The sequence below is a fragment of the Streptomyces sp. NPDC039462 genome, from assembly GCF_055639375.1.
The window spans coordinates 1373862-1391579 of the sequence record NZ_JBVKAO010000001.1 but is presented as its reverse complement, the minus strand read 5'-3'; the positions used below and the strand labels follow the sequence as shown (position 1 = coordinate 1391579).

Here is a 17718-nt window from a genome sequence, read left to right as displayed (position 1 = left end):
GCTCAGGGCGCGCCGACCTCGCACGCGTACGGGCGCCGTCAGGCCGGGCGGATCGAGAGCCGGGTGGTGGACAGATAGCGGCTGGCCGCCTGCCGGTTGTAGTCGGGCAGCCAGCGCGGCCCGTCCGCCTCGACGACATCGGTGACGTGCGCACCGCCGTACGTGGTGCCGCGCACGGTCAGCAGTGCCGTACGGGCCGCGGTGGCGACCGTGTGCGCGGTCGGCTTGTCGGGGCCGTAGACCTCCAGGTCGATCAGGGGCTGGTCGAGACGCTGGTCATCGACCCACGCCCCGCCCGCCCGGGACACCAGGACGGCCTTCTGCGTGCCGTCGAATCCCGGCGGCGTGCGATTGTCGATCACGACTCCGGCCAGCTCGGGGCGGCTCTTGAGATGGTCGACGACGAGGCGTTCCACATCCGGGAACACGATGGGCGGATCACTCACGCGCAACTCCTTGCGTGGTCCGGCCTTCAGTGTGACCCGGGCGCGGGGTGGGTGCAATGCGCCTGCAAGACAATGCGGGGACTGTGTAGGTGAATGTGATGCTCCGTCAACTGGGGCGTTATGCGCGGCAGTTGGGGGGAACTGACGTGGTCCCCAACTGGCCCCCACGGCAGCCAGCCGCTCCGGTGAGGCCGCCGGGCTTTGGCCCGACCGGGCCGACCGTGCACCGCCGCTTCACCGGGCGGATCCGGGCCCGTGTGTGGGGCAAACTCCACCGCCTCGTCTTGGACGAGCTCGGTGCCATGGCCGAGCTGGACTGGTCGCGGTGCGCGATCGACTCGGTGAACCCTCGACGAGGCGGACGACGCCGGCGGCGAGCACCCGAAGGACGACGAGAGCACCACGTCGGACGGCCCCCCACCGGCTGCAGACTCACGCCCTGATCGCCTCGCTCGGAAAGGCCGCATGACCCACCCCACCGCTGCACATCCGGCCATCGCGCCCGTGCATATTCCCGTGGCGCTGGCCAATGCGTCGGCTGAGGCGAGGGGCATCATCGCCAGGCGAAAGGCCAGACGGTCAAGTTTCTTCAGGAGAAGCCCATCCTTTCGACAGGTGGATGAACAGAGCTGAGATGCAAGATCCGGCGGACCCAGTCATACGTCCGTCTGCCCGTTGCCTTGCGTGACGTCATCGGCTCGGAAGTGCGTTGTGCGGGACCAACTTTTGCCGCGAAGCTCCGATCGAGCAACGTTTTCGATCGGTCTGGAAAGGCTGGACAGGGACCGGCAGCACGGGGGCCTCATGGGGGTACGGATCCACTTCAGCGGCGACGATGTTCGCAAGGTGACCATCGCTCAGCAACCGGCGCTGTTGTGGGAGATCGAACGCAGCCTGCGCGCACTGCAGTTGACGGACAGCAGTGCGGCAACCGCACCCTGGAGATCGTGGGCGCAAACGCGCTTGCCCCGGACCGCGCAGCTCCTGCTGACCCTGGTGCCGCCCAGCGGCCCCTGCCCCGACTTCCTGTCTCCGGCCCAAACCTCCGCCGACCTGGAGAGCGGTCTGGATCAGGTGCTGAGCACGCCGCGGGCCCTGCTGAACCGTGACATGGGACAGCTCGCCGAGCGCCGTCGGCTCCCGTCCTGGGCTCACCATGTGGGCCGCGGAGCCCTCCCGGCGCTGCGGTCACTGGAGCGCGCGATGCGCGACTACCACCAAACAGTGCTCCAGCCCGTGCAACGAGACCTGGCCACCGAGTTCGAGACCTTCACAGGCGGTCTGTCGCAGATTCTGTCCCGCTGTGGTCTGGACGCGCTCCTGTCGAGTCTGCATCCCTCGATCCGCTGGGACCCGCCCGTCCTGCGCGTCGGCCACGCCCTGTACGACGAGGACGTGCACCTCAACGGATGGGGACTGCACCTGGTGCCTTCGTTCTTCGCCCCGGCCAACGCCTTCTACGTCAACTCCACCCCGCCCAAGACAGTGGTCTTCCCCATCGTCCCCCGCCGGCCCTGGCACCCGGACCCAGGGCCCAGCCGCCCAGGCGCGCGCGACACACTCGCCGCCCTGCTGGGCGGCGCACGCGCCGCACTCTTGCGCGCCATCGCCGCCGCCGCCGACGGCAGCACCACCACCGCACTCGCCGACATCGCCGCGCTCGCACCCTCCACCGTCAGCCACCACACCGCTGCACTGCGCGACGCGGGGCTCATCACCACCCACCGCACCGGAATCAGCGTCCGCCACTGCGTCACGCCTCTGGGCCTCAACCTGCTCCACGCCCAGCCCAAAGGACCGGAACCGGACCACCGATGCACGGCCCGGACTACCCGCGGCAGGTGGTGAATCCGACGAGCGCTGGTACCGCCGTCGATGGCACGCACGGCCTGCTCCCTGCTGAGCGGACGGACCCGTGAGGTAACCATGTGGCAGTCACCGGTATGGAGGGCTACGGGGCCCGGCGCCGGTAACTGCCAAAAGGGGCATCACGGTGCCCCCCCCCGATCGGGAGGGCGCCGTCGTCGTCCCCGGCCGGGACGGAGCAGCACACCGGTAGCACCGGCTTGTTACACGAGCAGCAGCCGTGTGCCGCCCATCCCTATGCCGGCCGATTCGCTCCGCTGCCCCGGCTGTTCATGCGGCGTTAGAAGTGCTCAGCTGAGCCAGCGTTGTCAGTTCGCCTGTCACGGTGTCGGCGATCAGTTGGGAGTCACCGGGGCGGAGGTGGCTGACGACGGTGAGCGTGTAGGTCTCCGCCTTCTGGACGAGATCAAGGTTGACGGTGCCGGGTGGAGGGAGGGGAGGCAGGGCTGTGATGCCGGTCAGGCGGCGGCCGTGCAGGCGGCTCGGACCGCCTCGCCACTTGAACGCCGTGCATACCGCTGTGCTCACATCGGGCTGGATCATGCGCCTGGTCAGCGCTGAGGTCAGCGCAGTAGTCAGCCAGGGTGCCGCGCGGGAGATGCCTTCCAGGACGGGCAGGGCCACTCGGTGAGCTTGGCATCGCCGGTTCGCCGTCGACAGCAGGTGCTGGCAGGTCCGCAGGCGATCGGCCGGGGAATCGATGTCGACGGGCAGCGGAACGCGGATGGCAGTGCTGAGGTTGCCGAGCGTCTGCGCCTCGGACGGGCTGCGCAGATCCACGGGCACTCTCGCGTACACGGGCGCGGCGCCGCAGGGCCGGGTTGAGAGGGCGTCGTAGCAGGCGGGGAGGGCACCGGCCAGGGCGCTGAGGAGGAGTTCGTTCAACGTCGCGCCCCGTCCGGTTGTGGGCTGGCACCGTGCCGAGCGCATCACGGCGGGGTCGAGCCGGGCGACGGTGGTGGAGGGGCGGCATTCGCCGGGTGCCGGTGGCAGGGGTTGTCCCTGGCCGCTGCTGGCATGCCACTCCCTGAGCAGATCGGTGATCGGGACGCGGGGCCGCGGCAGCATCGAGGCGGGTTTTGGTGCGCGGACGCGGATGTCGGCCTCGTCCATGAGGAGGCGAAGGAGGATGGCGAGGGAGCCGCCGTCGAGAAGCGCGTGGTGGGCCAGCAACACCAGGGACTGTTCGCCGGTCGGTGCGGGTTCGGGCACCAGCAGCTGCCACGGGGGCCGGTCGGCAGGCAGCCGCCGGACTGCCGCCGCGGCCAGGAGCGAGGGCAGTTCCTGTGCGCAGGCGGTGACATGTGCGGCCGGGTCGAACGGCCCCGCGAACGCCCAGCGGTGGCCGGACAGCGCCGCCAGCCGGGAAGGGGGCCGCAGGATGTGGTGCATCCGCTCCAGCGCACCCCACCGCTCACCGACACGGGAGCGAAGTTCGGTCAGGTCGAACGGCTCGCCTGTGTACAGCGTGGCAGAGCCCATTGTTCCGGGCAGCCCCGGGCGCAGGAAGCTTGCGTCTTTCCCTGACAGCCGCATGCGGATCTCCCTGGGCTCGCGATGGGTACGGTCGTTGGTTTCGGTGCGGTCGGCGGGTCAGATCTCGGGGGTGTCGAAGACGAGGCAGGCGTTGTGGCCACCGAAGGCGAAGCTGGTGCTGAGGGCCGGTCCGGCGGGCAGTTTGCGGGGCCGGGCGGTCACGAGGTCGACGTCGCACTGCGGATCGAGGCGCACGGTGTTCGCGGTCGGCGGCACGGTCTCCTCGTGCAGTGACAGGCAGGTGATCACGGCTTCCAGGGCTCCCGCCGCGCCGAGGGAGTGCCCGGTGACCGCCTTGCTGGCGGTCACCGGGACGGCAGCGGGGCCGAACAAGGCGGTGAGAGCGCGTGCTTCGACCACGTCGTTCAAAGCGGTGCCGGTGCCGTGCGCGTTGATGTGCGTGACGGCGTCGGCAGGGGTGCCGGCGTCGGCGAGCGCCTGTTCCATGCACGCTCGCGCGCCGGTGCCTTCGGGGTGGGGCGCCGTGAGGTGATGGGCGTCGGAGGCGCACCCGTACCCGGTGAGGGTGGCGTAGATCCGGGCGCCGCGGCGGCGGGCGTCATCCAGTGGTTCGAGCACCAGGAAGGCTGCGGCTTCGGCGAGCAGGAAGCCCTGCCGGTCCGTGTCGAAGGGCCTCAAGGCACGGGCAGGTTCGTCGCATTCGGTGATCATGACACCGGATCGGCCGAAGGCGAGCGCGGTCGTCGCGGTCATGGGGCTTTCGTGGCCGCCTGCCACGACTACATCGGCGCGCCCGGCCCGGATCATCTGCATCGCCTCGCCCACCGCGTGGCTGCCGGAGGCGCAGGCCGTGGAGAGAGTCAGCGTGGGGCCGGTGGCACCGAGCTTGGTACTGAGCCAGTGTGCGCCGGCGTTGGGCATGATCCGGGATACGTACAGCACGTCGGGCCCTCCGATCCCGGCCTCCTGGGCGATCACCCCGCCGTAGCCGGTGCCGGTGACGACCGCCCTGCGGTCCGCGGGGGCACGGAGGCCCCCGGCATCGGCGACCGCGTCCATGCCGGCGCACACCGCCAGCTGCACGGAACGGTCCGTTCGCCGCGCTTCTTTGAAGGTGAGGTAGCCCTCCGGAGTGAAATCGGGCATGGGGCATGCGGGGCGTACGACTGTGCCTTCGGCATCGAAGGCGTGCATCTGGGCCGGGCAGCGGGAGGTGAGCAGGTTCTTCCACAGCGCGTCGGCACTCGTCCCTGCCCCGCAGCGGACACCCAGGCCCGTGACCGCGACGGCGCTCGGGTGAGTCATCCGGTGACCACTCCCGAGGCACGGGTGGTGCGCAGCTGCTCGATGAGCCCGGCCAAGTCGTCGACCGTGCGTACCGAGGCGGGATCGACGCCTCTGAACGACACGTTGAAGTGGTCCTCCACGGCAGCCTGGAGTTCGGTGATGTCCAAACTGTCGGCCCCGAGGTCGGCCACGAGCCGGGCTTGCGGCACGACGTCCTGCACCGGCACGGACAGGCAGCTCGCGCACAGTGCGCGCAGCTCATCCCAGTGGTCCAGGTGTGCTGTCTTCACGGCGTCTTCCTTCGCTCTGGTGCTGTCATCAGGGGCCTGGTCGATGCGCGACGGCGTGGTCGGCGTGGTGGCCCGGCTCTGCCATCCGCGCCAAGGTGTCGATCTCTTGGGCGACGGCGTCGGCGAGCCGGTCGGCGCTGCCGGGAAGCAGGTGACACACGGCGGTCAGCGCGCACGCGCCCGGAGTCTGCATCAGCAGAAAGCTGGCACCGCCCGGCCGGGACAACGGGGGCAGGCCCACCATGTGCTGCAGCTCCCGGCCTTGAAAGGTCGTCGAGCGGGCCCGCCACTTCGCGGTGGTCGTCACCGTCGCCATGTAGGACGGCCGGCCACCTCTGCCGGTCAGCCGCGCACCTGCCCACGGCGCCATCCGCCGAAGGCTCTCCGCAAGGGGGAGCAGCACGGCGGCGTGAACGCCGGCTCGTTCGGGCACCGCTTGGAGCGCCCCCTGGCAGACCCGCAGGCGGGCCACCGGGTCGGTGACGCCGAGGGGCAGCGCGACCCGAATAGCGGTGACGACGTTGCCCAACTCGTCCTGGTTCTCCCGTGTTCGCAGATCGCACGGCACACACGCGTACACCGGCCGCGCGGACGGCCAGTCCTTCAAAGGACCGAATTGGGTGCGCAGCGCTCCGGCCACCGCACTGGTCAGCAACTCGTTCGGGGTGGCGCCGCGAGTGCCCTGAGGGTGCCGGCCCGCGGCACGCAGCATGGGAACAGGCAGCAGGCGCACGGCGACCGAGGGCTCCGCCTGGTCCGGCGAGGGCAGGGGGAGGATCTGCCCTTGTGAGGTCAGTGCCTTGAGCTCCCGAGCCACCGTGGCCAGCGGGACGCGAGGGGGCCGGGGCGCCCGGCTGGTGGTCCGTACAGGGGCGGCGCCGTCCATCAGCACGCGCAGCGCAACGGTGACGGAACGCCCGTCCAGCAGCACATGCTGGGCCACCAGCGCCAGCGCGAAGCCGCCTTCCGATCCCCCTGGAACGAGGAACAGCCGCCAGAGCGGCACCCCGCCGGGCGGCGGCCGGTTGACGAGGTGGGCCCACAGCTCGTGCAACTCACAGTCCGCGTCAAGAACGTGCTCATCGGGGTGGAACGGTCCAGGGACGGCCCAGTGCGCGCGCCGCCCGTCCTCGTCGGCGCCAGGTGTGAAGCGAAGCACCTGGTTCAACCGGGACAGGCCCGTCCAGCGTTCCGCGACCCGCCGCCGAACTTCCTTCAATGTAGGCGGTTCCCCGGAGAAGACCGCCGCCAGCCCCGTGACACCGGAGCATCCGTTGCGCAGGAGCATCTCGTCGGCGAGGGACAGTCTCATGAGTTACACCGCCTGTCTGTCTTCCGTCGGTACACAACCCCGGTGCCGGGCACTGCAGTGGCCGAACTCATGGCCTTCCACGTCGATCAGGCACGTCCACGGCACAGCGACCGGCCCGGTGTCCGAGACTGGTGACGGGCCGGTTGGCTACTACAAACTCCTCGTGGCGTCGCTCGAGTCGGCTGCTGCCATCGGTGAGCACCCGCCGATTCTGTCAGGGGAAACATCCGCACACCTGAATAAAAGAGGCCATTCACCCATACGGGGCCCCGTCACGGCTCAGCGCAAGGGGCCTGTCCGAGGCACTTGTAGGCCCGGGCCACGCGGGAGTCCACCAAGAACCAGCGATCGACCCTCCCCTGGTGCAGATCCGCCTGGCGGCCTCTGCCGCCTGCGGTGACACCCACTTCGCCGAGGCCACCCACCGCTGTTGACAAGCGTGCGGATGAGGTCTGGGGTGACCGTACTCGGTGGCCCGGAAGCGGACCCCGAGCACGGACTCGATCGCGCTCTCGACGAGCGCCTGCACATCGGCCTCAGCCGGCCACAGCGCGACCTCGGTCATGCCGTTCGTCGTGTCGAACAGTCAACGCACAGCGCGATCACGCTCCTCGGCCGAAAGGTGGGCCAGCAGAACCACGGCCCTGCCCAGCCCTTCCTCACCCGACGTCACCGATCACCCGCCAGGTCGAGATCATGCTCGGGTGCCTCGGCAGGAGTCTGCGCCGGCTTCGGCCGGCGCCACGGATGAGCGATCGGCTGAGACACACCACGCCACCAAGCATCCGCGGGCAGCTTCCCCGCCGGCTCGAACGGCTCGCCAGGACGCGGGAACGCCACCGCCTGCCCCGCTTCCTCCGCCGCGTCCTTCGTCCACTCCCCCGGCTCCGCCCACGCATGCGGGGCCAGGTTGAAGGTCGCCCAGTGGATCGGCAGCATCACCCCACCCGGACCACCTCCCTGCAGGTCAAGGTGCGCCTGCACCCCCTTCGCGGGCGACATGTGATTGTCTGGCCACGCACCCGGCAGCGGCATATAGCCGGTGTGGTTCTTGGGCCAGAACTCGCTGTACGAGCCGATCTGGATCATCGTCGCGTCGAACGGCCCGTGCGCGGCACCGATGTCCTTGAAGCCGTCGAAGTAGCCGGTATCGCCGCTGTGATAGATCCGGTGCCGCTCCCCAGCGACGACCCAGGACGCCCACAGCGCGTGCTGAGTGTTGCGCAGGCCGCGCCCGCAGAAGTGGCGGGCCGGGGTCGCGGTCAGGGTGAGGGGGCCGACCTTCGCCTCCTCGTGCCAGTCCAGCTCGCGCAGCCGGCTCTCCGCGACGCCCCAGTGCTCCAGATGCGCTCCGACGCCGAGCGGCACGGCGAACAGCGTATCCGTGCCGGCCAGTGCCCTGATCGTGGGCATGTCGAGGTGGTCGTAATGGTCGTGCGAGATGACGACGACGTCGACCGGGCCGAGCGCGGCCAGCGGCAGGGGAACCGGCTGCAGCCGCTTGGGGCCGACGAAGGGGAACGGCGAGCAGCGCTCACCCCACACAGGGTCGAAGAGCACCCGCCGCCCGTCGATCTCAGCGAGCACGCTGGAGTGTCCCATCCAGGTCAACCGCAGCCCGGTGGTCGACGGCCGGGCGAGGTCGGCGAGCGTGGTGGCGTGCACCGGAACCGCGCCGGTCGGGGAGCGCCGGGAGCGGGCCTCCTTGTCGAGGTACACCTTCGCGAAGTCCAGCGCGAAGCCGGACGGGCGGATGCCGGCGGCGCCGCCGGGGTTCACGAACACGCCGTCCTTGAAGTGGGGTGAGCGGCGGATGCGCGCAAGTCGCGCCCCGGCCGGGTCGGCGCCGAGGGCCGCCGGCCGCAGCGCACGCAGCCCGTTGCTCGTGGGACGGGAGCCGCTCACGGCACCTCCAGGGGAAGTCGGGGCGTTCCATTATGGTGCGCCCCGCCGGCCCGGCCGGGATGACCGGACGGCTGCCCGCGACCTCCTCGACGGGGCGATCGGCGGGGACTTGAACGACGAGCCCTCGCGGGCCGTCGTGCCCGCGGGCGCGACGGTGTGATGGGGGCGCCCTGCCAGACACCTCAGCCGTACGCCGGGTCCTCCAGCCGGCGTGCGGCGGTGTGGGTGAGAGGGCGCAGGGTTGTTGCCGGAGCGATGATGATCGGCCAGGCTCTCGACGGGGGCCGCCAGCAGCAGACCGCGGGCCGGGTGGTTGGCGACCTGCATCCGGCGCGCGACGCGGACGGCGGTGACCGTGCAGTCGGGAAAAGGCGGGGCGGGGCGCACGCGCCACGCGTTCTCTTGCCTTCCCACGCAGGCATCGGGTCAAGGCGGCCATGCCAAATCCCCCTAGGAAGAGGGACGCGGCGATAGGTGCGGCGACGTCAATTCACACCTGCGCATAGGTTCACACCCACTACCCTGCGAACAGGAGAGGATACACTGAGTTACGAATCTCGCGCTCCGGGGTCGTCCTCGATCGATCCTGTTCGTGCCCGATCCGACCCGGGTGGTCTTTATCCCAAGGATGCAGGTCATGAGGATGCATATGGCGGACGCGGTTTTGGCGTTGCAGCAGGAGAACTCAGGCTTTCCGGCCACCATCGCGTTGGTGGCTGTCTTTCCAGGCCCTGCGCCGACACCTGAGCAGTTGAATGATCGAGTGCGGCAGCGCCTCGGGCCAGTCACGCGGCTGCGCCTGCGGCTGGAGACCGATACCAGGGGCATGCTGCGGCGACCGTACGTATGGCGTCTTGCGGAGGAGTTGGACGTTGCCTGCCATGTGACGCACGAACGCCTGCGAAGTGGCCAGTGCCTAGAGGACTTGGCGGCCGATTTGGTCGGCCGCAGCATGCCGCGCGTGGCTGGGGGCCCTTTGTGGGATCTTCGTGTCGTGCATGACGCCACTCCAGGGCACTTCGCGTTGGTGCTCCGCGCACATCACGCCCTGTTGGACGGCGCCTCGATGTTCACCGTTATGCGTCTGCTGGGCGACGACACAGCGGGATCTGTGCCACCCGCGCCACAGGAGCTTGAAGCTGTACCGGCAGCCACAGGCGGCGTTCGGGAGATGACACAGGCACTGCGAGGTTTGGGACGTCGCCCGGGACGTTACGAGTGCAGCGAGTCGGTGGCGGCCTCAGACCGCACGGTGGCGTGGAGCAGCTTTCCTGCTGACGTCATGGACGCAGCCAGGAAGGCGCTCCCCGAAGGGCGCACTTCGCCCAACAACGTCTTCCTTGCCGCCTTTGCCTCGGCGGTGCACGCCTGCCCGGGCCTCCTGGGAAGGACACCGCGGTTGGACCGCGTATATACGGCGGTACCGGTGGATCTGCGCGGTCCGGAGTTTCGTCATGCGCTGGGCAATTTCTTGTCGGGTGTGCGGGTGCGGTTGCCGCTGCAGATGGCTGATCCGGTGATGCGGCTGCGCGAGGTGGGGCGCCAGATGGAGGACAACAAGCGGCTGCGCAGAGCGCATGGTCTGGCACGGATCGGGGATTACCTAGCCGGTCTCGGCGGGGTCGGGGTGCGATTTATTGCTCGCCAGATGGACATCGGCTCGCTGGCTACCTTCTCCTGCAGTTTTCCCCGATACGGCGACGGCACCGAGGATTTGGTAGTCAATGGCCACAGCGCCGCGTCCCTCCTTGGCGTCCCTAACCTCTCTGCGGGCATGAGTATCAGTGTGGTGCTTGTGCAATACGGGGGGCAGTTTTCCCTGTGCATCGCCGTGGATGACTCGCACCGCGCCTATGCCCGCCCACTTGCTGACGCTTTCGTGGCTGAGATGCGCGCATTGGCAGTGACTGGCTCACAGCGCTCGGCCGGACCTGCCGCACAGCGGTCATGCGAGACAGAGCCGCCCGCAGGGCTCCTCAGCCCCAGGCAGCCCGGCGGGGCACACGAGAACGAAGCTGAGACATCCGGCGCGAACCGGCGCCCCTTGAGGTGAAGCGGGAGCAGATGGGGTGCAACAACGACTACGCGGCCCCTTCCCACACCTGGGCGCCACGCCCCTCTCTCGTCACTAGTAACTCGTCACGAAGCGGTTGAGGACGTGACACATATGAGCCAAGCACCTTCTGGCTGAGGGTTTCGCCCTGTCGCACGGACAGGGCGCCGAAGCCAACAAGAAGATCGTGGGCCGCAAGCGGTCCGTCGTGATCGACGCGACCGGCCGGCTGTTGACCGTCCTGGTCAGCGCCGCGAGCACCCAGGACTCCACCGCCGGCCAGGCCCTCCTTGAACGGATCCCTCCGCCCACCCCGCCATCCGCAAGGGCTGGGCGGACCGCGGCTATCGCGAATACCTCGTCGATCACGCCGCCCGCCTCGGCATCGACCTCGGAATCGTCCGCCACGCCCCCGGCACCGGCGGCTTCACCATGCAACCTCGGGCAGGCTGCGTTCGATCTCCCACATCAGCGGGGATTGCCGAGCGATCGTTACTTTTCGTAAATCGACGCCACTGAAGTGGATTCGTACACCCCCAGTTCCCCGATTCTATCGAATGTCCAGCTATTCGAAGCAGATCGAATGGGTTGGCCCCTCACAGGATCACGGCAAGAGTCGTTCTCGCGCAATGCAGTTCTACGCCGTTCACGTCACACAGCGGGAAAGGGGAACATTCATGCATGCACGCGTAAAGGGAATCCTCGCCACTCTCGGTATGGCCGGGGCGCTCGGCGCGGGCCTGTTGGTCGGCGCGCCGTCCGCGATGGCCGACGGCGGGGTGTGTAATCCGGGCTGCGAGGCCAACGTCGAGTTCCAGTCTCACGGCGAGATCTTCACCATCCACGACTACGCCTCCAACGGGGTCGGCACCATCGGCCTGATCGACATCAAGGTCAACGGCGTCTGGTATGCATACGACGACGTCATCAATGCGAAGGGTTACAACGCGCCTCCTGTGGTCGTCAACTACGAGATCGCCGAGGGTACGCCGGTGCGGTACAAGGCGTGTCAGCACAATTCCAGCGGCCCGTACGACTGCAGCGGCTGGTACTACGACAAGGCCTGAGTCTTCGAATGCGCGCCCCTGGTGCCTTCACGGGCCGGGGGCGGTGCGACCGAGACCGAGACGCCCCCACCCCCGCCGCGTCGCCGCACGCATGGTTGACCTGAACAGTCGTCGAGAGCGAGTCTCGGGGGCACTTCACAGGGTGGCCCTGGAGCGGGGGCCGCCCCGTTCAACGGCACCCACACGATGCTGGCGGGCCCGTATTCCTCGAGGTCTTCCAGGATGGCCGCACCGAGTGGGACTGCGCGAGTCGGTGCAGCGACGAGGGTGGGGACGTCAGCAACCGACTGCGGCCGGACGGGCCGTGCAGACGGAGCGGCTGTTCTGCCACACCTACGGCCGCGGACGGGACCAGCACCTGATGATCCCGGCTGGCCATACCCACTCGTCGCAGCACTGGAGACCGGTCGCACGTCCTGGTGCCAGTTGCTGGACGCGGCCCGTCTCGGACCCGAGGACGACGTCGCCGAGGTCACTGCCGTCCAGGTCCGCCGCGCCGAGGACCTGATCGTCGGTGGGCAGCGGCGCGAAGGCGACGCGGGCATCCTGGCCGTCTTCGACGCCGGATACGACGCACCGCGCATGACTCACCTCCTGGACGGCCTGCCGGTGGAGGTACTGGGCCGACTGCGCTCAGACCGGGCGATACGCAGGCCCGTGCCCCGCCCCTGGATCTGTCCGCCGCAGGGTGGCCGGCCCCCGAAACAAGCAAGGAGTTCCGCTTCGCCAAACCGGACACCTGGGGCGAGCCGGACCGGGCGACCGTGCAGGTCACCGACCGCTACGGCACCGCGCGGACAATGGCCTCGGACCGTATCCACCTCCGGCTCACCACTCGCTCGGCCTGGGTCGACCCCGACGGCGAACTCCTCATCATCGAGGGCACGTTGATCCGGACTGGAGCTCGACCACCTGCCCGGCGGCGGAGACCCGCTGCCTGTGCTGCTGTGGTCCTCCCGGACGGGCATGACCGACGAGGACTCGATCTCCGCGGCCAAGCAGACGCTCGACTGGACCCGCCCGAGGCCCGCACCCCCGACGCCGCAGACCGCTGGACGTGACCGATCATCACCGCCCATACCCAACTGCGACTCGGCGCCCACTCATCGAGGACGTCCGCCGCCCATGGGAACGGCCCGCAGAGCCCGGCCGGCTCTCTCTCCTCCTCCCCCCGGCACGCACGCGTCCGCCGAGGGTTCAGGCGGCGCGGTCGCCTCCGCCTACCACACCCGCCACTTCACCCGGGTGCCCCGGCTGAAGAAGGCACCGCAGGCGCCCCACCCCCGCCGGCCGCAACCCGGGCCGTCCGTGGCGCCCCGACACCCGGCCGGCCACCGGCGTCCATCGACCTGGGGGAACTCGCGGGATGTCGCACAGTAGCCAGCAAGATCATCCCGTGGCGGGCTTCTGGCGCATCCGGGGCACGCCCCTTCACACCGGCCCGCACGGCGGACGTATCTCCACCGCCGTCTTGCGCGACGCCACACACTGGGACGAGGTGGTCACCAAGATCGGCTGCGAGCACCTGTGCTACCACGACCTTCGGCACACACGGCCGCGGGGCGGCGCTCACCTCAGCGCGCTGCGCGCTCGCCGCCAAACCCGATTGTCATGGCCCGCTGAACCCGGTCAAGCACGCCGGTCCCCATCTGGTCCCCAAAAATGATCAAGGGCCGGTTTCGGATTCCTCCAAAACCGGCCCTGACCTGCGACTCTTACGAGTCGGGACGACAGGATTTGAACCTGCGACCCCTTGACCCCCAGTCAAGTGCGCTACCAAGCTGCGCCACGTCCCGTTGCCCGTGTGACCTGGGGTTTCCCCTGGCCGAACGCGCACCGAAACAATACCGCACTCCGACCGGTGATCGCTCACCCCTTTCCGGGGTGCGGGCCGCCTCGCACGGCGAGTGACGCTCTAAGCCGCTGCTGGAGCGGCTGTGACGCGACCTGTATCACGCTCACAGGCGCTTCGAGGGCTCGGCGGGCATTCGTTCGCCTGTTCGGTTGGGTGGGCGCGGTCCCAGCAGGGCGGGACCGTATCCGCGCCGAAGGCGGTTGCCGCCGGGCCAGCAAGGGCCTGGCCGACCGGTAGCACGCCCGTGACGGCCGCGCCCGCCGCCACCAGGGGAACGCCCAGCTGGACGCCGACCGCCGCCGGGGAGGCGCTGTAGGCGACCAGGGCGACGGCCCCGGCGCGGAGCATGCGGCGGGGGCGCAGGAGCAGGGCGAGGAGGCCGCCGAGGACGGTGCCCGCGCCGAGGACGGAGTTCACCAGGCCGTACGTAGGAGCCGGAGCCCTGCTCCTGGACGACGAGTGTGGCCATCAGCGGCACAGTCGGGCCCGTAGTCGTGATCATCAGCACGCCGAAGACGGCTATGACGCCCCACAGCCAAGTGCGGGACCTGAATTCGCGCCAGCCCTGGACCAGGTCGGCGCGGAAGCCCTTGCGCGGCGGCTGCGATCCTGGGCGCGCGGGCGGCAGGCGGAGCGGGAGAAGGCACAGGGCGCTCAGCCCCTACGTTCCCGCGTGTGCGGCGAAGACCGCTCCGGGGGGCGAGGCCGACCAGGTCACCGGCGGCGGCCTGGCCCGCGAGGGACGCGGTGCCGTGCTGGCCGCACCGGGCTGGAAGAGGGCGACGGCCGCACCGTTTACCGCGCCGAGCGCGCAGGTCTGCCAGAGGACGACGTGCCCGTGAAGAAGAGGGCCGCCGCGAGCGCCTGGGGCCGAGCCGGACGAGGTCGGCGGCGGTCATCAGCAGGCGGGGGCTGAATCGGTCGGTGAAGACTCCGCCGAAGAGCAGCAGAGCCGCGAAGCAGACGGTCGTCGCGGCCATCGCGAGCACCCGACCGGCCCTCCGCCGTGCCCGTGCCGCAGCAGCCCGGCGGCGAAAGCGGCCGGCAACATGGTGTCCCCGAACTTCGCCACGACACGGGCCGCGAAGAACAGCCCGAAGTCCCGCGACCAGATGCTCCGGTCGACCTCGGCATAGCTGCTGGCTTGCCCCCACCCGCTGGGTGTCGACCTGCCGGATGCCGGTCGGCCGGGCGCCGGTCGGCCATCCCTCGACTGTCGCGGCCCCCACTGTCGCGACTCCGGCTGGTCCTGCCCTCACCGGTCCCGACCTCGGCGGCCCTGGGCCCGATTGTCGCGACCCCGGCTCCCCTAGCCCCGGCCGGAACGGCGGGCCCCAGCCGCCGTCCCCCCTACCTACCGGCGTAACGGGGGGATCATGTCACGGCGTGCAGACAGCGCTCTCTACGCGCTCATCCCGTGGAGACCACTCCCAACTCCGGGTGCTCCTCCAGCAGTCGGGGTGGTGCGGCCTGGCGCCAGGAGTCGGACAGGATGTCTTTGAGCTCGTCGGCGTCCAGGGCCGCGAGGCGCACTCGGACCCAGGCCGAACCCGCCTCGTGGGCCGCGACCCAGAACTTGTCCGGCTCGGCGAGGACCAGCTCGTCGCGTTCGACCTTCGGGCAGCGCACGGCGAAGGACGTCTCGTCGTCGGGGACCGTCACGAACATCTTTCCGGCCACGCGGAACGTCGGCATGCTCCACGCGACCTTCTCCACCGTCTCCGGCAGGGCGAGGGCGATGCGGCGCACGTCCTCGGAGGTGACGCGGGCACGGGATCTGGACTTCGACATGCCAGAACCGTAGCCAACACCACTGACAGTCACCCCTCGGCCGTCACCTCAGAGGACTCGCTTGTCCAGCCAGGCCGTCAGGTCCTCCTGGACCTCGTCGCGGTTGGTCTCGTTGAGGATCTCGTGGCGTGCGTCGGGGTAGCCCTTCCATGTCAGGTCCTCGATACCCGCGTACCGGTAGTCCTCCAGGAGTTCGTGGACCAGCGTCATCCGCTGGTTGCAGGGGTCCTCCTCGCCGACCGCGATGTGGATCGGCAGATCGGTGGGCACGCGCGCGATGTTGCGCGGGTCGTTGATCTTCCGTACGGCGCGCACCCAGTCCAGTGAGAGCCCGGCCGAGAAGGCGAAGCCGCAGCGTTCGTCGGCCACGTAGGCGTCGACCTCGGTCTCGTCCCGCGAGAGCCACTCGAAGCCGGTGCGGTGGGTGTACGGATCGTTGAACGAGGCGAAGAGGTCGGGGACGTACGACGAGAGGGCCGCGCGGCCGCGTTCGGCGATCTCTCGTTCCAGGCGGGCGATCGAGCCCTCGATCTCGGCGCCGGGCAGCGAGCGGAACGTACCCGAGAGGATCACACCGGCGAGCCCGTCGGCGTACTCCTGGGCGTAGTCCCGCGCGAGGAGCGAGCCGAGGCTGTGCCCCAGGAGGAAGAACGGCGTGCCGGGGTGCAGCGTGCGCACCTGGTCGCCGATGGCCTTGAGGTCGTCGACGATCGCGCGCCAGCTGTCGGCGCCCTCCGGGCCCGCCCCGGAGGTCACTCCGTAGCCGCCCGTGGCCTGCGCGGTGGCGCCGTGACCCCGGTGGTCGGAGGCGACCACGCCGTAGCCGTGCGCGGTCAGGTGGCGGGCGAAGCGGTCGTAGCGCAGGGCGTGCTCGGCGGCGCCGTGCGCGATCTGCACGTACGCGCGCGGCCTGCCGTCGGCGGGCAGCCAGGTGTACGTGGCGACGGGCACGCCGTCCTCCGCGTTCAGCAGTCCCGCGGTGTACGCGGCGGGGGCGGTGGCTTCTTCGGCTCGGTCGGGCATCGCGGCGGGCTCCCTGGGGGTGCGGCTGATTCTCTTCGCTGGTGCTCTTCGCTGGATCTCTTCGGAGCAGCCTCCCCCGCGCGCGGGACGTCATGCGGGCCGATGTGCCTCCATGCCCCGTACAGATCTGGCGGCGCTGCGCTACTGACGCGCCGCGCGGGTCGGCTCGGCGTCGACGCAGTCGCGATCGGTGCCGAGCCGCTTGTAGAAGAGGGTCGTCGGGTGGAGGGTTCCTGTCGGGTCCGCCGCGTAGTCGGGGATGGTTCCGGCCACGGTCCAGCCGGCCTTCCTGTAGACGGTCTCGGCGGGGCTGCCGGTCTCGGTGTCCAGGACGAGAAGGGTCACACCCGCCTCCGCCGCCGCCCTCTCCGCGGCGTCCAGGAGGGCGCGGGCGAGGCCCCGGCCGCGCGCGGAGGGGTGCACCATCAGTTTGATGATCTCGGCGCGGTGGCGGCCGTTGGGCTTGTCGGTGAAGGCGACGCCGACCGTGCCCGCGACGCGCCGGGCGCCGGGCCCCTCGCCGCGGACCACCCAGACGGCGAGGGACCCGTCCGCGACCGACGGGGCGAGGCCGCGCCACCAGGCGGCCGCGGTGGTCCGGTCCAGGCCTGCGAGGAAGCCGAGCGAGGAACCGCCCCGTACCGTCTCGACCAGCAGCTCCGCCAGATCGTCGGAGGCGTCGAGAAGCGCGGCGGCGTCGAGGCGTACAGGATGCGTTTCGACTACTGCGGTCGTCGTCGCGGGAGCTCCAGTCATGGCTTCACCACCACGAGTGCGTACCGCACGGCCTCCTCGCCCCGGCAGCGGAACCGCGACGCGCCCCAGAGCCGGAAGCGCAGACAGTCGCCTGTGCGCAGGGTGTGCACCTCGCCTTGCAAGGTCACCTCCAGGGAGCCTTCGAGCACCCAGATGTGCTGCTCGAGGCCGGGCACCGGCGGCCGGTCGTAGGCGATGTCGGCGCCCGGCTGCAGTCGGCCCTCGACCAGTTCGGCGCGCATTCCGGTGCTGGGGGGCGAGACGGACCAGCGCATGAAGCCCGCCTCGTCGTCGGCCCAGACCGCTTGGTCGACAGCCCGGACCAGCTGGGCGGGCTCCGCCTCGACCTCGCTGAGGAGCTGCGACATGGTCCGTTCATAGACGGCACAAAGGCGGTTCAGGAGGGCCGCCGTGGGGCTGATCTCCGCGCGCTCGGCACGGGACAGGGTGGAGCGGCTGATCCCGCTCAGCTCGGCCAACTCGCCCAGGGACCAGCCGCGTTCCGCACGCAGCTCGGCCAGTCGGGCGGCGAGGCGCGCGTCGACTCCATCGTGTTCCATATCTGGCACG

Annotated in this window: 14 protein-coding genes, 1 tRNA gene and 5 pseudogenes; 7 read left to right on the top strand and 13 right to left on the bottom strand. The window is 70.0% G+C overall.

The genetic code is table 11. The annotated features are described in order from the left end of the window. Positions 1–38: 38 nt before the first annotated feature. Positions 39–446: a hypothetical protein gene (locus tag ACZ7LU_RS05955; protein WP_468303093.1), complete on the bottom strand. Its 408-nt coding sequence runs from the start codon at positions 444–446 to the stop codon at positions 39–41. 191 nt (positions 447–637) lie between these two features. Between ACZ7LU_RS05955 and ACZ7LU_RS05950 the strand changes: the two are divergent. Then, positions 638–799 (top strand): annotated as a pseudogene (locus ACZ7LU_RS05950) (IS5/IS1182 family transposase); the annotation flags it as partial. Between the two features lie 610 nt (positions 800–1409). Next, the gene (locus ACZ7LU_RS05945; RefSeq protein ID WP_471915826.1) at positions 1410–2294 is read left to right on the top strand and encodes an ArsR/SmtB family transcription factor; all 885 of its coding nucleotides are present in this window, start codon (positions 1410–1412) and stop codon (positions 2292–2294) included. Between the two features lie 29 nt (positions 2295–2323). On the opposite strand, the pseudogene ACZ7LU_RS05940 reads toward ACZ7LU_RS05945, so the two are convergent. From ACZ7LU_RS05940 to ACZ7LU_RS05915, 6 genes and pseudogenes are all read right to left on the bottom strand, one after another. Beyond that, a pseudogene (locus ACZ7LU_RS05940) lies at positions 2324–2398 on the bottom strand (DUF6233 domain-containing protein); the annotation flags it as partial. A 184-nt stretch (positions 2399–2582) separates the two neighbouring features. Beyond that, positions 2583–3794: a wax ester/triacylglycerol synthase domain-containing protein gene (locus ACZ7LU_RS05935; RefSeq protein WP_471915825.1), complete on the bottom strand. Its 1212-nt coding sequence runs from the start codon at positions 3792–3794 to the stop codon at positions 2583–2585. 111 nt (positions 3795–3905) lie between these two features. Further along, positions 3906–5114 (bottom strand): beta-ketoacyl-[acyl-carrier-protein] synthase family protein, encoded by a 1209-nt coding sequence (locus ACZ7LU_RS05930; protein ID WP_471915824.1) that lies wholly within the window; start codon positions 5112–5114, stop codon positions 3906–3908. Then, positions 5111–5386, bottom strand: coding sequence for an acyl carrier protein (locus tag ACZ7LU_RS05925; protein WP_468712251.1), 276 nt, complete (start codon positions 5384–5386; stop codon positions 5111–5113). Before ACZ7LU_RS05925 ends, ACZ7LU_RS05930 begins: the two co-directional genes overlap by 4 nt. 28 nt (positions 5387–5414) lie before the next feature. Further along, a complete protein-coding gene (locus ACZ7LU_RS05920) occupies positions 5415–6698 on the bottom strand; it encodes a wax ester/triacylglycerol synthase domain-containing protein (protein ID WP_471915823.1) in 1284 nt (427 codons plus the stop codon). A 669-nt stretch (positions 6699–7367) separates the two neighbouring features. Beyond that, positions 7368–8603 (bottom strand): MBL fold metallo-hydrolase, encoded by a 1236-nt coding sequence (locus ACZ7LU_RS05915; protein ID WP_471915822.1) that lies wholly within the window; start codon positions 8601–8603, stop codon positions 7368–7370. Between the two features lie 592 nt (positions 8604–9195). Here ACZ7LU_RS05915 and ACZ7LU_RS05910 point away from each other — a divergent pair. The 5 genes and pseudogenes from ACZ7LU_RS05910 to ACZ7LU_RS05890 all read left to right on the top strand — a co-directional run. Next, positions 9196–10656, top strand: a complete 1461-nt coding sequence (locus tag ACZ7LU_RS05910; RefSeq protein ID WP_471915821.1) for a wax ester/triacylglycerol synthase domain-containing protein — start codon at positions 9196–9198, stop codon at positions 10654–10656. Between the two features lie 187 nt (positions 10657–10843). Continuing rightward, on the top strand, positions 10844–11161 hold the full coding sequence (locus ACZ7LU_RS05905) for a hypothetical protein (protein WP_471915820.1): 318 nt from the start codon (positions 10844–10846) through the stop codon (positions 11159–11161). Between the two features lie 172 nt (positions 11162–11333). Next, positions 11334–11723, top strand: coding sequence for a hypothetical protein (locus tag ACZ7LU_RS05900; protein WP_471915819.1), 390 nt, complete (start codon positions 11334–11336; stop codon positions 11721–11723). A gap of 272 nt (positions 11724–11995) precedes the next feature. Then, positions 11996–12975, top strand: a pseudogene (locus ACZ7LU_RS05895) (transposase); the annotation flags it as partial. 177 nt (positions 12976–13152) lie between these two features. Next, positions 13153–13275 (top strand): annotated as a pseudogene (locus ACZ7LU_RS05890) (integrase); the annotation flags it as partial. A 170-nt stretch (positions 13276–13445) separates the two neighbouring features. Here ACZ7LU_RS05890 and ACZ7LU_RS05885 read toward each other — a convergent pair. The 6 genes and pseudogenes from ACZ7LU_RS05885 to ACZ7LU_RS05860 all read right to left on the bottom strand — a co-directional run bounded on the left by ACZ7LU_RS05885 (position 13446) and on the right by ACZ7LU_RS05860 (position 17708). Then, positions 13446–13519: transfer RNA gene (locus tag ACZ7LU_RS05885), tRNA-Pro, on the bottom strand. Between the two features lie 236 nt (positions 13520–13755). Beyond that, positions 13756–14692 (bottom strand): annotated as a pseudogene (locus ACZ7LU_RS05880) (MFS transporter); the annotation flags it as partial. A 296-nt stretch (positions 14693–14988) separates the two neighbouring features. Continuing rightward, entirely contained in the window at positions 14989–15369 is a 381-nt protein-coding gene (locus ACZ7LU_RS05875) for an MmcQ/YjbR family DNA-binding protein (protein ID WP_398299149.1), read from the bottom strand. Between the two features lie 48 nt (positions 15370–15417). Continuing rightward, positions 15418–16392, bottom strand: a complete 975-nt coding sequence (locus tag ACZ7LU_RS05870) for an alpha/beta fold hydrolase (RefSeq protein WP_471915818.1) — start codon at positions 16390–16392, stop codon at positions 15418–15420. A gap of 141 nt (positions 16393–16533) precedes the next feature. Continuing rightward, positions 16534–17148 carry a GNAT family N-acetyltransferase gene (locus tag ACZ7LU_RS05865; protein ID WP_471915817.1) on the bottom strand — a complete coding sequence of 205 codons (615 nt, stop codon included), beginning with the start codon at positions 17146–17148 and terminating at the stop codon, positions 16534–16536. Continuing rightward, positions 17145–17708 carry a helix-turn-helix domain-containing protein gene (locus ACZ7LU_RS05860; RefSeq protein ID WP_398299155.1) on the bottom strand — a complete coding sequence of 188 codons (564 nt, stop codon included), beginning with the start codon at positions 17706–17708 and terminating at the stop codon, positions 17145–17147. Before ACZ7LU_RS05860 ends, ACZ7LU_RS05865 begins: the two co-directional genes overlap by 4 nt. Positions 17709–17718: the final 10 nt, after the last annotated feature.

Coding starts and splice junctions, on each gene's coding strand:
- ACZ7LU_RS05935 (WP_471915825.1), bottom strand. CDS start 3,794: ATGGGCTCTGCCACGCTGTACACAGGCGAGCCGTTCGACCTGACCGAA.
- ACZ7LU_RS05930 (WP_471915824.1), bottom strand. CDS start 5,114: ATGACTCACCCGAGCGCCGTCGCGGTCACGGGCCTGGGTGTCCGCTGC.
- ACZ7LU_RS05920 (WP_471915823.1), bottom strand. CDS start 6,698: ATGAGACTGTCCCTCGCCGACGAGATGCTCCTGCGCAACGGATGCTCC.
- ACZ7LU_RS05900 (WP_471915819.1), top strand. CDS start 11,334: ATGCATGCACGCGTAAAGGGAATCCTCGCCACTCTCGGTATGGCCGGG.
- ACZ7LU_RS05875 (WP_398299149.1), bottom strand. CDS start 15,369: ATGTCGAAGTCCAGATCCCGTGCCCGCGTCACCTCCGAGGACGTGCGC.
- ACZ7LU_RS05870 (WP_471915818.1), bottom strand. CDS start 16,392: ATGCCCGACCGAGCCGAAGAAGCCACCGCCCCCGCCGCGTACACCGCG.
- ACZ7LU_RS05865 (WP_471915817.1), bottom strand. CDS start 17,148: ATGACTGGAGCTCCCGCGACGACGACCGCAGTAGTCGAAACGCATCCT.
- ACZ7LU_RS05860 (WP_398299155.1), bottom strand. CDS start 17,708: ATGGAACACGATGGAGTCGACGCGCGCCTCGCCGCCCGACTGGCCGAG.